General features: G+C 39.0%; 14 protein-coding genes and 1 tRNA gene. 10 read left to right on the top strand and 5 right to left on the bottom strand.

The window, feature by feature from the left end; all coding sequences use genetic code 11:
- Position 1 precedes the first annotated feature (1 nt).
- The 4 genes from AB8E63_RS07115 (at position 2) to AB8E63_RS07100 (ending at position 3,098) form a co-directional block, all read left to right on the top strand.
- Positions 2 to 232 carry a GlsB/YeaQ/YmgE family stress response membrane protein gene (locus AB8E63_RS07115; RefSeq protein ID WP_314944312.1) on the top strand — a complete coding sequence of 77 codons (231 nt, stop codon included), beginning with the start codon at positions 2 to 4 and terminating at the stop codon, positions 230 to 232.
- Positions 233 to 373: 141 nt separating this feature from the next.
- A complete protein-coding gene (locus AB8E63_RS07110) occupies positions 374 to 1,282 on the top strand; it encodes a LysR family transcriptional regulator (protein WP_004250738.1) in 909 nt (302 codons plus the stop codon).
- A gap of 28 nt (positions 1,283 to 1,310) precedes the next feature.
- Positions 1,311 to 2,348, top strand: a complete 1,038-nt coding sequence (gene queA / locus AB8E63_RS07105; protein WP_368910549.1) for a tRNA preQ1(34) S-adenosylmethionine ribosyltransferase-isomerase QueA — start codon at positions 1,311 to 1,313, stop codon at positions 2,346 to 2,348.
- Positions 2,349 to 2,534: 186 nt separating this feature from the next.
- The gene (locus AB8E63_RS07100) at positions 2,535 to 3,098 is read left to right on the top strand and encodes an ABC transporter substrate-binding protein (protein WP_368910547.1); all 564 of its coding nucleotides are present in this window, start codon (positions 2,535 to 2,537) and stop codon (positions 3,096 to 3,098) included.
- Positions 3,099 to 3,281: 183 nt separating this feature from the next.
- On the opposite strand, the gene AB8E63_RS07095 is transcribed toward AB8E63_RS07100, so the two are convergent.
- Entirely contained in the window at positions 3,282 to 3,815 is a 534-nt protein-coding gene (locus AB8E63_RS07095) for a hypothetical protein (RefSeq protein ID WP_074324530.1), read from the bottom strand.
- Positions 3,816 to 4,037: 222 nt separating this feature from the next.
- On the opposite strand from AB8E63_RS07095, the gene AB8E63_RS07090 reads away from it, so the two are divergent.
- From AB8E63_RS07090 to AB8E63_RS07075, 4 genes are all read left to right on the top strand, one after another.
- The gene (locus tag AB8E63_RS07090; protein WP_368910545.1) at positions 4,038 to 4,736 is read left to right on the top strand and encodes a hypothetical protein; all 699 of its coding nucleotides are present in this window, start codon (positions 4,038 to 4,040) and stop codon (positions 4,734 to 4,736) included.
- Positions 4,737 to 4,812: 76 nt separating this feature from the next.
- Positions 4,813 to 5,472 (top strand): hypothetical protein, encoded by a 660-nt coding sequence (locus AB8E63_RS07085; RefSeq protein WP_004250746.1) that lies wholly within the window; start codon positions 4,813 to 4,815, stop codon positions 5,470 to 5,472.
- A 645-nt stretch (positions 5,473 to 6,117) separates the two neighbouring features.
- Complete coding sequence (locus tag AB8E63_RS07080) at positions 6,118 to 7,407, top strand: hypothetical protein (protein WP_075229763.1); 1,290 nt, start codon at positions 6,118 to 6,120, stop codon at positions 7,405 to 7,407.
- A gap of 9 nt (positions 7,408 to 7,416) precedes the next feature.
- Positions 7,417 to 8,505: an AI-2E family transporter gene (locus AB8E63_RS07075; RefSeq protein ID WP_368910544.1), complete on the top strand. Its 1,089-nt coding sequence runs from the start codon at positions 7,417 to 7,419 to the stop codon at positions 8,503 to 8,505.
- Positions 8,506 to 9,220: 715 nt separating this feature from the next.
- Here AB8E63_RS07075 and AB8E63_RS07070 read toward each other — a convergent pair.
- The 4 genes from AB8E63_RS07070 to AB8E63_RS07055 form a co-directional block, all read right to left on the bottom strand.
- Entirely contained in the window at positions 9,221 to 9,736 is a 516-nt protein-coding gene (locus tag AB8E63_RS07070) for an HdeD family acid-resistance protein (protein WP_006150850.1), read from the bottom strand.
- Between the two features lie 218 nt (positions 9,737 to 9,954).
- Entirely contained in the window at positions 9,955 to 10,371 is a 417-nt protein-coding gene (locus AB8E63_RS07065; protein ID WP_235084148.1) for a helix-turn-helix domain-containing protein, read from the bottom strand.
- 96 nt (positions 10,372 to 10,467) lie between these two features.
- Positions 10,468 to 10,540: transfer RNA gene (locus AB8E63_RS07060), tRNA-Lys, on the bottom strand.
- Positions 10,541 to 10,802: 262 nt separating this feature from the next.
- Positions 10,803 to 12,074 carry a replication-associated recombination protein A gene (locus tag AB8E63_RS07055; RefSeq protein WP_368910607.1) on the bottom strand — a complete coding sequence of 424 codons (1,272 nt, stop codon included), beginning with the start codon at positions 12,072 to 12,074 and terminating at the stop codon, positions 10,803 to 10,805.
- Between the two features lie 115 nt (positions 12,075 to 12,189).
- On the opposite strand from AB8E63_RS07055, the gene AB8E63_RS07050 reads away from it, so the two are divergent.
- Positions 12,190 to 12,660: a DUF3013 family protein gene (locus tag AB8E63_RS07050; protein WP_320693621.1), complete on the top strand. Its 471-nt coding sequence runs from the start codon at positions 12,190 to 12,192 to the stop codon at positions 12,658 to 12,660.
- Positions 12,661 to 12,678: 18 nt separating this feature from the next.
- Positions 12,679 to 13,746: a site-2 protease family protein gene (locus AB8E63_RS07045; protein WP_368910542.1), complete on the top strand. Its 1,068-nt coding sequence runs from the start codon at positions 12,679 to 12,681 to the stop codon at positions 13,744 to 13,746.
- The last annotated feature ends 137 nt before the right edge of the window (positions 13,747 to 13,883 follow it).

The raw sequence follows: 13,883 nt of genomic DNA, 5'->3' as shown, positions 1-13,883 counted from the left end.
TATGATTGGAAGTATGTTTGTCGGTCTTTTGATCGGACTATTAGCAGGAGCTATCACCAATCGTGGAGAACGTATGGGATGCTTCGGGAAAATGTTTCTCGGCTGGATTGGTGCCTTTTTAGGACAATTACTCTTTGGTGCTTGGGGGCCAAGCCTAAACGGTACAGCCATTATCCCATCAGTTTTAGGAGCCATGATTTTATTAGCCATCTTTTGGAAAAAAGACAGCTAGTTTTAACTTGCTAGAACAGATAAAGAGGTTGGAAATCTTCCAACCTCTTTTTTATGAGTTGCAAAAAGACTGATATGCGACTAGCTTGGCTTTCAGTGACTGGTCCTTTTTATATTGCGTCAAGTATGGTACAATAAAAGCATGAGAATTCAACAATTACACTATATTATCAAAATTGTAGAGACTGGTTCCATGAATGAGGCTGCCAAGCAACTCTTCATTACGCAGCCCAGTCTATCAAATGCAGTTCGTGACTTAGAAAATGAGATGGGGATTGAGATTTTTATCCGAAATCCTAAGGGAATCACCCTCACACGTGATGGGATGGAATTTTTGTCCTATGCCCGTCAGGTTGTCGAACAAACGCAACTTTTAGAAGAACGCTATAAGAACCCAATCGCTCATCGCGAGCTTTTTAGTGTGTCTTCGCAGCACTATGCCTTCGTGGTCAACGCCTTTGTTTCCTTGCTTAAGAAAAGCGATATGGAAAAGTATGAGCTTTTTTTGCGTGAAACCAGAACCTGGGAAATCATTGACGACGTCAAGAACTTCCGAAGTGAAGTCGGAGTCCTCTTTTTAAATAGCTATAACCGGGACGTTCTTTCGAAGATGTTGGACGACAACCATCTAGTTGCCCACCATCTCTTTACAGCCCAACCCCATATCTTTGTCAGCAAGACCAACCCTCTTGCTAAAAGAGACAAGGTGCAGTTGGCAGACCTAGAAGACTTCCCATATTTGAGCTATGACCAAGGTACCCATAATTCCTTCTATTTCTCAGAGGAGATTTTGTCTCAGGAACACCACAAGAAATCCATCGTTGTTAGTGACCGTGCGACCTTGTTCAATCTCTTGATTGGTTTGGACGGCTATACCATCGCGACGGGTATCCTCAATAGTAATCTTAATGGAGACAATATCGTTTCGATTCCGCTTGATATTGATGATCCCATTGAACTGGTTTATATCCAGCATGAGAAAACTAGCTTGTCTAAGATGGGTGAACGCTTCATCGAGTACCTACTTGAAGAAGTTCGCTTTGATAAGTAATTTGAATAAATGAGAAGAGAAAAGAAGAATGACGACATTAAATACAAATGATTTTGATTTTCACTTGCCTGAGGAGTTGATTGCACAAACACCTCTTGAAAAGCGCGATGCCTCTAAACTCTTGATGGTCAATCGCCAGACTGGAGAATTTCAAGATCGCCACTTTCACTCCATTATCGAAATGCTAGAGCCAGGTGATGCCCTGGTTATGAATGACACCCGCGTACTACCAGCGCGGCTTCATGGCCAAAAGGAAGAAACAGGGGGCCATGTTGAACTCTTGCTTTTGAAAAATACAGCAGGAGACGAATGGGAAGTCTTGGCAAAACCTGCCAAACGTCTCAAGGTCGGCACCCGTGTTATTTTTGGTGATGGTCGACTTAGCGCAGTCGTGGCTGAGGAATTAACCCATGGCGGTCGTATTGTCCGTTTTGAGTATGAAGGAATTTTCCTAGAAGTGCTTGAAAGTCTTGGAGAAATGCCTTTGCCTCCTTATATTCATGAAAAATTGGATGACCGTGAACGTTACCAGACAGTCTATGCCAAGGAGAGTGGATCAGCAGCAGCCCCAACTGCAGGGCTACATTTTACCAAAGAATTACTAGAAGAAATCCAGCAAAAAGGCGTTCATCTAGTCTACCTGACCTTGCACGTTGGACTTGGGACCTTTAGACCTGTTTCAGTAGATAATCTGGATGAGCACGAGATGCACTCAGAGTTTTACCAATTGTCTGAGGAAGCTGCAGCGACCTTGCGTCAGGTTAAAGAAAATGGTGGCCGTGTCATTGCGGTAGGGACAACCTCTATCCGTACGCTAGAAACCATCGGAAGCAAGTTTGATGGGAAAATCCAGGCCGACTCTGGCTGGACCAATATCTTTATCAAACCAGGCTATGACTGGAAGGTGGTGGATGCTTTTTCTACTAATTTCCACTTGCCGAAGTCTACCTTGGTCATGCTTGTCTCAGCCTTTGCAGGCCGTGAATTGGTCCTCGAAGCCTACCAGCATGCTATCGAGCAAAAATACCGTTTCTTTAGCTTTGGCGATGCCATGTTTATCTACTAAAAAACGAGCAAATCAAAACTAGAAATAAAAGGGCTAATTCCTACTTGGATTAGCCTTTTTTCGATATATGATAGCTATTGAATTAAAAGCAAATAAATGATACACTGAAGACTATGATACAGCCGTCAAATATATGCAAAATCTGACGAGCTACTTTTATCTGTATCTATTTCAAAGGAGATTTTTATGAAAAACAAAACATTGCGCTATACGAGCCTATCAGTCCTGACCTTGTTAGCTGCCTTGACCTTGGCTGCCTGTGGTGGAAAGACTGACAAGAATACGTCATCTTCAAACCAAAAGGAGACAACAAGCAAGGTGACTACAGAGTCCGCAAGTAAAACTGAAGCAGGCCAAAAAGAGGAGCAGAAGTCAGAAACAAATAGTGCGACAGAAGCTACAACCACTCAAGCAGAACAAAAGGAAGATAAGCAAAAATCACAAGAGGCTTACGCTAAGTTTGTAGGGACTTGGGAAAACTACGCGGGAACAACTGCAACAGTCACAGCAGATGGAATTGTAACGATCCAAAGTTCAAATGGAACCTTTAAATACGAGATGGGTCAAGTAGAGGAAAAAGACGGCTACTACTCAACAGGTATTCATCTTGTCGGTGGTGGACAAGGGGCACGACTGATCTTTACCCCAGCTGGAGTCCAAAACGAAGTGACAGGTACAGACGGTAGTCAAGATGTCTTGTCTATCGGTCAATCTGTAAGCGACAAAGATAACCAGTTTTACCGTAACTAAGAAGATCAATCAGAAGTAAGGGTGGTGAAATGTCCTTGCTTTTCTATGTTCTCAAAGCATAAATTTTTTATCATTCAACTATACATGACGTTTAAGTTGGATAATGAACAAGTCCACTTTAAAGTGAAAGATAATAAGGATAATATCAAAAAAGCCCTGTTTTTAGGGCTTTTTTATTACTTGCTAATATAAGAAATCAATTCCGTAGTTTTCTTTTAGATAGGTCGCCAACTCGGCTTTTTCTTCCTCTCTAAATCGACAGAGGCTAAGGGCGAGTCGCAATATCAGAACACTTGTATCGATGATGACGTTTGACTTAGAGATATCTTCTAGCTGGGTCACCTCTCTCAGGTCAAAATCTAAATAGCAAGCCTTGCTGTTGACATGGTCGGGGTCACTGACATCCACTTCAACATATGATGCTCGCAACAATTCTTCTTTTGGGATGAAGATTTCTTTTGAGAAGAATAACCCGGGATAGACATAAATACCTTCAAAGGTGAATTCAAAGGAGAGCCTACGACTAGAAAGTCTTTTGATACCTGCAATCGTTGAATAGATAGCAGCGAAAAAGAGGATGGTTGGAACCACAGTGAGAAGACTAAGCTGGGAAAAGTCGATCAATCCATGCGCGAGGAAAAAGAAAAATTGAAAGAATACACCCGCCGCAAAGACTAGATAGCCGACACCGACAAATTTTGAATAATAGATTTTCATAGAAACCTCCAGATATAGAATTGAACTCACCAACGCTTTTTCAGTAGAAGGAGTAAAGATCATGGAGAGATAAAATTCTAGGTATTCCCATCATATCCTATGGAGCGAAGTTCTGTCAACCTTTTAGCAAGATGTGGCTCTTAGCTATCCTATGACCTAGTAAGTTGGTTTGTGGTATACTAGTATTAAAATGTTATTCAGAACAGATAAGAAGGTATATTGATGTCAAAATCTTCAAAGAAAAAGAAAGTAGTGATCGAAGAACGCTACCACGGTCCTTTGATTACAAATGGGGTTAGTCTAGGTTATATCAAGCTTCTATCTTGGATTAGCTTAGTAGTCTCTTTTATGGCGTATTTTGGGACGACCTATATCGATCATATTGGTATTTATAAACTCTTGTTCATTATTTGCATGTTTATTAGTGGTGTGGCAATCCCACTCTCTTTCTTCAATCGTTTTATTGTGAGATTTAAGAGTTTTATCTATCTTTATGTTTCTATACTTGTTTTGATTTTAAACGTTGTCATGACTTTTACAGGCTTGATTATGCTAGTTGGTAATGACGGAATCTATTCAGTCTGGGCACTTATTTACAATCTCGTAGCTCTATGTATCCTGCTTTTTTCTACAGGTCTCTATTCCTGGTATTATCTTCCTAAAAATCAGGGGAAAATCTGGGCTTTCAACCGATGGGAGACTTATGGTGGTAAAGACAATAACAAGAAGCAAGAGCGATTGTTTAATTTTGGAGTTGCTTTTGTAGCTGTCATATTAGCCCCAGCTATTCTCACTGGCTACATTGAGAATGTCTTTGGTATTTTCTTGGGCATCTTGATGAACCTCTTTTTACCAGCTCTCATAGTGGATGGAGTTCAGGCGGCACGCTATGTACGCAAACACCCAGAATATGAAGAGTAGATTTTTCATTTTGAAACTTGTTCCTAATGGTTAGGAGATTTTGAGAATTTGTTTTCATAAATAGAAAGAGGTCAATATGTTTTTTCTCGGACGCCGTCGTGTCTTTATCGGCGAATGCAATGGTCAGGCTGTTTATTATGACCAAAAGACAGGAGAGGCTTTAGCTGCTCCAAAGAGTAAGTTGCTCAATACTGAAAAAGCTGGTGAAACGAATTCTTTTATTCCTGAATTGGTAATTCTCTTACTAGTAGGTGGACCTGCAATTTCGGGCTTCTTTTCCCTCAAGTTTATTGGTGTCTATAACTGGTTCAGTCTAGCCTGTATTCTTCTATTTTGGTTGATGCAGTTTTCCTTGTTGGTTGCTATACTTGAACGAGCACTTTATAAAAATGTTCGAAAGGCCCAGCCAACGACAGAGAAAGTCTTTTTCTTTGCAGCATCTCATAATTTGTTTGTAAAAAACCAGTTTGATCCTAGACAACTGTCTGCTTTACCTTATCGATTTGCCCGCTTTGTAGTAAATATAGTGTCTATCTATTACTTTTTGTATTTCTTGATTCTTCCTCTAAAATTTGGCCAACCGATTGGTGATGAAGGCTATGGTTTGTGGTTTGCTGGCTTGTTATTCTTTTCAGTATTTCTTTTGTATAACCAAAACAATCCAGTTCGCTTTGTGAAGATTATGAGATTATACAGCCAAGGAAAAGTACGATTTAAGGAAGAAGTGGAACATTGAGAAACTATCTTGGGATTCTGCTAAATATCTAGAGAAAATCTTTTAGAAAAACAAAAAAGCCTTGTAAATCAAGGCTTTTTCCTGTTGTTTAGATGCCCCCTGCAGGCTCTTTGAAAGAAACTTAGAAAAATCTAAAATGAAATTATTTCAAAATGGGGTAAAAGCAAAATTTCCCTCCCTACTTTCTCAATTATTCCTAATTTTAGTTCCAAAAAGCTTCAATTCATAATCTAATTATAATATGGGTAATGGGTACTATCTTATTACATTCAGATTTTTGTTCTCTTCAAAGAGTTATGTAGGCTTTATGGTTTTAAATAGGTAAAAAGTTGAACTATAGTGAGTATTGTGTCATAATAGATAGTATATAAATCATTAATAGAATAGAAATAATATTTTCTTACCTTTACAAGTAGTATTGGTTAGACATTTTTTCGTCTCAATTGTACTTATCTCTCAAGTTTAGCTAGTTTTTATAAGCTCTGATTTCGACTCAATAAAACAAATTTCAGAAGTGCAAAAGACAAGATGGTGACATTGCTACAGTCAGTCGCCATGTCTTGCTGGCACAGGCTGTTTGTGCCGTCAGCTATTTACCAGTCAATTTGATCAAAGGGCTTAATTATTATTTTTGAAAGGTCTTTTATGGAAAAAATTCTTTCTTTAGGTCTGACAGGTAAGAAATTACTTGTTCAGGGTTTCTTGTTTGTTCTGCTAGGTCTTATCTTGATGGTCACGGGAACTTGGTTGCCAGTGACGGTTATTCGACTGGTTCTGTTTTTAGCTTGGATAGCAACGGTCTTAGATTTAGTATTACGTATTTTCAAAAAAAGTCAGTCAACGGACACCTTGGGAGTTGCACTGGTTAAATTGTTAGTGATGGGATATTTGCTAGGCTCGAATCTTGCTACTGATGTGCCAATTTATATTTTGGCTCTTGTGATTGGAATTTCTCAGATTTTTCATGCTAGTATCAACCTTGTCACCTATGTTCTCTACCGCAAAAACAAAATTCGACCTCGTTTTCGTTTCTTACTAGATGGTCTCGTACTAGTTTTTCTTGGTGGGACTAGTCTTTTGTCCTCTACGGGAAATTCTGTCTTTCAACTCTTTGTTTTAGGGGCTTATTTTTGCCTTTATGGTGTGTCCAATATCCGTGACGGTTTCTTATTTGAAAAGGAAATTGGGAAAAACCATCTCAAACGTCGTGTCAGAATGAGCTTACCTATTGCCCTAGCCGCTCTCATCCCTGCAAGTACTTTAGCAAAAATCAATAAATTCATGCAGGAAAATGCTGATGAGGAAGAGGAAATCTATCTTGGAATGGTGAAGTTTGGTAAGACAGCAGATCTTGAAATTTTCGTTCATACAGCGGAGACTTCTCTATTTTCAGCTATTGGTCATGTGGACCTTTGTTATCAAGGACGTGTGATTTCTTATGGAAACTATGATCCGTCATCTGAGACCTTATTTGGTATGGTTGGAGATGGTGTTTTATATTTTTGCGACCGTGATAAGTACATTGACTTATGTAAACGGGAGAGTCAAAAAACGCTATTTGGTTACGGAATAGATTTGACACCGGAAATGGAAGAAGCGGTTCAGGAAAAATTAGCTGAATTAAAACAACTAACGATTCCTTGGGAGCCAAGCGCAGATAAAATTAAAACGGAAGATGGTAAGGAAGACTACACCTACGCTTATAAAATCAGACATGAGACGGATGGGGAACTTTATAAATTTATCAAATCTAAGTTTAAATCCTACTTTGTCTTATCTACAAACTGTGTGCTCTTGGCTGATACCATAGTCGGTCAGGCTGGCACCGATATCCTCTCACCCAAAGGATTTATCGCTCCAGGAACTTACCAAGCCTACCTTAATCGAGAGTTTGAAAAACCAAATAGTATAGTCGTATCTAAACATGTTTATTAAGGAGAATTTATGAACTTAGTAAAAAAATACACCCCGTTAATCCTTTTTATAGGGCTGGTTGCTCTTGTGATTCTGAATGCGTCGAGCTTTATATCAGGAGCAATCTCTTTCTTTGACGTGACTTCAACCTTGATTTATGGCGCTGTTATTGCTTTTGTGCTTAATGTTCCTATGAAAAAAATTGAACAGTACTTAGTTAAATTGAAGGTAAAGGCAGAGTTGCGTCGTCCGATTGCCATGGTACTTGTTTTCCTAGCTCTTATCTTAATCGTGATTGCTCTTTTGGTTTTGGTGCTGCCAACCCTAGCCCAGACTATTAGTCAGCTGGGAACAGTCCTTTCAACAGTCCTTACTCAACTTGGGAAATTGCTAGGCAGCTCGGAATTTGTAACCAAAGACATGTTGTCAACTATCGTATCAGGCATACAGGGACAATCTAGTTCTATTAGCCAAGCTTTGATAGGTTTTTTATCAGGTCTGACTAGTAATATCGGCAATATTTTTTCAAGTTTGATGAATGCCTTTTTGATTATAGTCTTCACCTTTTTATTTTTATCCAGTAAGGAACATTTGGCAGCGATGACGAGTCGACTTCTAAAAGTTTTTCTTCCAGAGAAGGTGGTGATAAAGTTGACTTACATTGGACAAGTAGCACTAGAGACTTATGACCAATTTTTGATGAGTCAGCTGATTGAAGCAGTTATCATAGGAGTTATGATAGCGGTTGGTTACAGCGTGTTTGGGATACCCTATGGAGTAATGACAGGTATCTTTGCAGGAGTGCTATCGTTCATTCCTTATGTAGGGCCTATGATTGCTTGTGTTGTGGGAGCGATTTTTATCTTCACAGTGAGTCCTACTCAAGCCTTACTTTCTCTTCTTCTATATCAAGTTATACAGCTGATTGAAGGAAACCTTATTTATCCTAGAGTTGTAGGTCAGTCTATTGGTTTGCCAGCTATTTTCACGCTTGCGGCTGCTAGTATTGGAGGCAATCTCTTTGGCTTACTTGGGATGATATTCTTTACACCGATATCTGCTGTTATCTATCGATTGGTTAAAGAATTTGTCGTTGCAAAGGAAAATCAGGTAGATTGAGAAAGACTGAATTTAATAAGATATACTAAGAAGAGAGTGAAAGATTCTCTTCTCTTTTATTTCTAAATGACTTGCTCTTGTTCTGTTGCGAAAATTTATGAATTCATAATAGCCCATTTTAATCTCTATGCGGATTGGCCATGTAATATGGGCACAAATTAGTATAGTTTAGTTAATTATAGACTAGCTCTGTACTGTAAAAAACAGTTGGTCTTATCAAATATTGCTAGCAATTGATTGAGAATAAATGATAAGTTTGATAAGGTTGGAAAACCTTTATAATGATTTGCTACAAAAAGTTATTTGACATCAAAAAAGCCTTGAAATCAAGGCTTTTTCCTGTTGATTTAGATGCCCCCTACATGGATTTGTAAGAACTTTTCATATTGAAAATAAACAAAAATGTTGAAATATAGCTGATTTTAGGGAAATACTTTTAGGTGTTTTCACTGTCAGGCTTTAAAAACGTGGCAAAAGTGGGGCAAAAACGAATGACTCACATTTGGTTTGAAAATCTATAATACCTAATGATTATGCCATACTAGATATATAGTGTTGTTATAAATAAATGTCAGTGCGAGTTCAAATCGGAGGATAAAATGGAAAAACAAATTTCTACGCAGAATGGAATGCGAAAAAGTGATAATTAAAGAGACAAAAAAGCTGAGAATATGATTTCCCAGCTTTTTTGAATGCGATAGAAATAGCAACTAGACTATTTACGAAAGGCCTCAATAATGTAGGTGAAGCCAGTAACTAAAACTGAAAAGGCAATGACATAAACGACAAAGACACCTGTAGCCACTGGATTGAACAGAATCACTAGACCTAGTAAAAATTCAAGCAAGGCTACCCACGTGATATTGCTACCAATAATAGGGAAAATCAATCTTAGACGATTGCCTTTAAAGAAAGCAATAATGGCTTCTACAATTAACCAAATTCCTACAATGGTCGGAATGACGACCGGCAGGGTCACAAAGCCATAAGCAACGAGGTAAAGAGCTAAGAGAAGACTAACAAATCCTTGGAAAAGATAAACAGGTGAGCGAAGCTCTTTTGGTGCAGAGAAATAGCCTAAAATAGCTGCTATAGAAGAAACCAGTAAACCAAATGAAATCCACCAGCTGTAAGCAACAAGATTAGCTACTGGGTTTGTAAATAGGAAAAGTCCTAAAAGGACAAAAACAACTCCTGCAAGGAATAGCAGTAAACGATTAGAAAATTTCATTTCAATACCCCCTATATAGTATAGTTTGCTAATAAAACTATTATACTTATTTTTATAGAAAATGTCAATAAAATAAATAAACAATTTGGAAGTTTCAGTCTGACTTACAAAAAGAAAAGGAGTTTTCACTCCTTTTCACAGATTGAAGACAAAGTCCTTATAAAAGTGTCTTCTAAAGATTTTAACTTCAATCTGAAGCGAGGTTATCCTCGCTTTTTCTATTTATCAAACAATTCCTTATTTTCAATTAAGAGTTCTAGTGGAGATTTATCCCTTGCTTCAATAAAACCAGGTTCATATTGGGTATGAAGTGTTCTTTTCTGAGAAGTTGGATCAATATACAACTCTTTTCCATCTTCTGTGTATAGTTGGTTGCCTCTTGTTAGGTAAAGTAAATCCTCTAAGTACTGTCCATCAGTATGTAGGAAATGCTCGATGTATTTGACAGCTTTTAAGATTTCACTTACTTTATCAGAGTATTCATTAGATTCAAGAACACTCTTTTCTAACTCAATCTCTTTACTCGTTCCAAAGAGTTGGGTTGGAGTTGCATTAAAATATTCCGCTATCTTATCCAAATTTGCAAAGGTAGGATAGCTTTTTTGTTTTTCATAATCAGAGATGTCTGGAAAGATTGCTCATAAAAAAAATGTGGGGCAAATGATGGGGCAAATCAGTTATAGACAAGCAAAAAAGCCTTATAAATCAAGGCTTTTTCCTGTTGATTTAGATGCCCCCTACAGGGCTCGAACCTGTGACCCATAGATTAAGAGTCTACTGCTCTACCAACTGAGCTAAGGAGGCAAATAAAAAGCTGTATTGGTGCCGAAACTTCACGGTTTGTATTGAACCCGCGCAATTAAGCAGGTGGGCAACTCGCTCTAACTGAAGCTGTTTCCGTGTGAGACGGCCTACATGCTGTTAGAAGACTTTTGTTTCCCTAATAATACAAAAAATAGTCGGTCAACACTTAAATGTGAAGTCGTACACCACAGCGTTTCTATGATTATATGATACCACTTTTTCAAAAAAAATCAAGGGAAAATTAAAAATTTTGAAAAGGATTTCATAAGTTTCGTAATTTATCAATGGTTTCCTTGCGTTGAGCCAGGGCACGTTCGTATTTTCCACTATCTTCTGGTGAGAAGTAGCTATGGTTGCGAATTTTTTCTGGCAAGTACTCTTGTTTGACCCAGTGACCTGGGTAGTTATGTGGATAGAGGTAGTTTTGGGCATTGCCTAATTCCTTGCTACCACTATAGTGGCCATCTCGCAGGTGACGTGGGATTGGCAGATGCCCCGATGTTTTAAGGTCAGCCAAGGCCTTATCTATAGCCACATAGGCTGAGTTAGACTTAGGTGAAAGTGCCAGATCAATGACGACATTGGCGATGAGGATGCGGGCTTCTGGGAAACCGATCCTTTGGGCAGCATCCAAAGCAGTTACGGTATGAATCTGAGCTTCGGGATTGGCTAAGCCGATATCTTCATAAGCAATAACAGTCAAACGACGAGCTAGGCTAGGAAGGTCACCGGCCTCTATCAAGCGAGCAGCATAGTGGAGACTAGCGTCCACATCTGATCCGCGAATAGACTTTTGAAGGGCAGATAGAACATCATAGTGTCCGTCTCCATCCTTGTCCATAGTAATGTAACTCCGTTGCAGACTATTTTCCATGATGTCAAGCGTGATATGACGTATACCTTTGTCATTAGCTGGAGTGGAGAGAACTGCCAAATCCAGCGAGTTAAAGGCAGAACGGAGATCACCGTTGGTAGATGTTGCGATAAAATCAAGGGCATCATCATCTAACTCAACAGGGAAATCAAAGCCTCGTTCAGGGTCAGTCAGGGCGATTTGAATGGCCTCTTTGACATCTTGGTTAGACAAGGGTTCCAACTCAAAAATCTGAACACGGCTACGAATGGCTGGCGTGACAGAAAAGAAAGGATTTTCAGTCGTCGCTCCAATCATAATGACCAGTCCACTTTCCAAGAGAGGCAAGAGGAAGTCTTGTTTAGTCTTGTCAAGACGATGAATCTCGTCTAGTAGCAGTACAAGGCCACCTGAGAATTTAGCTTCCTCAGCGATTTCTTGGAGGTGTTTTTTACTATCAACTGTCGCATTGAAGGTCCGAAAAGCATACTTGGTCGTTCCAGCGATGGCTGAAGCGATACTGGTTTTTCCGATGCCTGGAGGTCCGTAGAGGATCATAGAGGATAGGCGATTGGCTTCCACCATACGGCGGATAATCTTGCCAGGTCCAACTAGATGCTCCTGACCGATGACCTGGTCGATGGTTTTGGGGCGCATACGAAGCGCGAGATTGTCTGGCATAGCAGTCCTTTCTAACATGGATTTTCTGATACGAATGTGGTAAGATGGTAGTATCTATTTTAGCATATTTCCGAGTATTCGGGGCGATTTAAGAGTCGTATAGAAAGAGGACAAAATGGCAACATATGGATTTTTAGATGTTTTACAAGAAGAGTTGGACAAGAACTTTCCTTTTGATTATGAGATTAACTGGGACAAGCGCAATCATGCGGTTGAAGTGAGTTTTCTATTAGAGGCACAAAATGCTGCAGGGGTGGAGATGTTAGATGAAGACGGAGAGGTTTCGTCAGATGATATCCTTTTCGAAGAAGCGGTACTTTTTTACAACCCTGCCAAGTCAACAGTTAATGCAGAAGACTATCTCACAGTCATCCCTTACCTACCGAAGAAAGGTTTTTCTCGTGAATTTTTAGCTTATTTTGCGCTATTCCTTAAAGATACTGCAGAGGTTGGACTAGATGCCCTCATGGACTTTTTGGAAGACCCAGAAGCAGAAGAATTCGTCATGGAATGGAACCAAGAAGTCTTTGAAGAAGGGAAAGTCGGTTTGGAAGAAGGAGAATTTTACCCTTATCCGAGATATTAGGAGTTGGTTGGAGATTTTATGAAGAAAATTGGGACGTATTTGGTTAATGTGCTAGCTTTTGTCTTTATTATGCTAGCTTTTGCTTGTGGAACTATCGCATTTGCAGAGTTGGGGTATTCAGCAGTTTTAGCATTCACTTTTGGTTATTCCTTCGCTCTTTTAAGCATGTATTTAATTTTTATTCTTCATGAGTTGGGTCATGCTTTTTGCGGCTACTTGACAGGCTATCGGCTGGTGGCTTTTGGATTAGGACATTTTCTTTTGACCAAAAAGTCAGACAGATTTCATCTTAGTCGAACAGCGGTTTTGAAAAATGTTGGTGCTCAGTATATTGGATTGAAAGAAGATGAAAGCGATCAAAGAATCATCCTGATGCTTTCAGGAGGCTTGCTAGTTCATATCAGCTTGATGTTATTGGCGATATTGTTTGGATTTTTGACAAGAAGTTGGTATTTTGCTGGTACTTGGATTTTTTTGAATTTGTCTTTCTTCCTAAACAATGCTTTGCCAGTCGGCATCACCGATGGAGCGAAAATTTGGGAATTGAGACAACACCCTGAAAATACCAAATACGCCTACTTGGTATTGAGACATTCTGCTCAAACTTTGCTGGCTCCTCAAGAATATGATTTAAAAGACTTTATCATGCCTGTTGCTGAGGATGCGAGAGGGAGTTTTGCAGAAAGTGTTCAGACTCTTCAGGGATTGGTATTCATATTGGATGATAATATAGAGCTTGCAAAGCAACAGCTTCAGTCTGTGTTAGAGAAAACAGATAATCCAATGTCTAAAACTATTTCTCAATTATACCTTCTTCAAATTGCTCTGATAGAAGGAGATAATAAGAAAGCGGAAGAATATGCAAGTATTCGAGGGGTCAAATCCTTTTTATCTCTAAAAACAGCAGATATGCAGGTCATTCAAGCTTGGTATCAATTTAAGGTAAAGAAAGATGTAGTTAAAACTCACAAGGCTATGAAGATTGCTAGACAGAAAATGAATAGCAGCCGGATGTTACGAGATGAGAAAAGATATTATGAAAACTGGTTAGCCGAGCTGGAAAGGGAATTAGCCGAAGGAGTCTAATATGGAAATAGAAATTTCTGATTTCACAGGCTGTAAGATTGCTTTTCTATATTAAACTGTATGTTTTAGAAGTAAATACTATGTTTTTAAAACTGTGTCAATTGATATACTAGAATTTATCCTTAATTTATGCTACA

Origin of the sequence: Streptococcus sp. oral taxon 061, from assembly GCF_964211575.1 — a bacterium.
Taxonomy (GTDB): Bacteria; Bacillota; Bacilli; order Lactobacillales; family Streptococcaceae; genus Streptococcus.
This window is presented reverse-complemented; position numbering and strand designations above follow the sequence as displayed.

Bases quoted from the DNA above. Each gene is read 5' to 3' on its own strand.
- AB8E63_RS07050 (WP_320693621.1), top strand. From the start codon at position 12,190: ATGGCAACATATGGATTTTTAGATGTTTTACAAGAAGAGTTGGACAAG.
- AB8E63_RS07110 (WP_004250738.1), top strand. From the start codon at position 374: ATGAGAATTCAACAATTACACTATATTATCAAAATTGTAGAGACTGGT.
- AB8E63_RS07090 (WP_368910545.1), top strand. From the start codon at position 4,038: ATGTCAAAATCTTCAAAGAAAAAGAAAGTAGTGATCGAAGAACGCTAC.
- AB8E63_RS07070 (WP_006150850.1), bottom strand. From the start codon at position 9,736: ATGAAATTTTCTAATCGTTTACTGCTATTCCTTGCAGGAGTTGTTTTT.
- queA (WP_368910549.1), top strand. From the start codon at position 1,311: ATGACGACATTAAATACAAATGATTTTGATTTTCACTTGCCTGAGGAG.
- AB8E63_RS07075 (WP_368910544.1), top strand. From the start codon at position 7,417: ATGAACTTAGTAAAAAAATACACCCCGTTAATCCTTTTTATAGGGCTG.
- AB8E63_RS07100 (WP_368910547.1), top strand. From the start codon at position 2,535: ATGAAAAACAAAACATTGCGCTATACGAGCCTATCAGTCCTGACCTTG.
- AB8E63_RS07095 (WP_074324530.1), bottom strand. From the start codon at position 3,815: ATGAAAATCTATTATTCAAAATTTGTCGGTGTCGGCTATCTAGTCTTT.
- AB8E63_RS07045 (WP_368910542.1), top strand. From the start codon at position 12,679: ATGAAGAAAATTGGGACGTATTTGGTTAATGTGCTAGCTTTTGTCTTT.
- AB8E63_RS07085 (WP_004250746.1), top strand. From the start codon at position 4,813: ATGTTTTTTCTCGGACGCCGTCGTGTCTTTATCGGCGAATGCAATGGT.
- AB8E63_RS07115 (WP_314944312.1), top strand. From the start codon at position 2: ATGATTGGAAGTATGTTTGTCGGTCTTTTGATCGGACTATTAGCAGGA.
- AB8E63_RS07055 (WP_368910607.1), bottom strand. From the start codon at position 12,074: ATGCCAGACAATCTCGCGCTTCGTATGCGCCCCAAAACCATCGACCAG.
- AB8E63_RS07080 (WP_075229763.1), top strand. From the start codon at position 6,118: ATGGAAAAAATTCTTTCTTTAGGTCTGACAGGTAAGAAATTACTTGTT.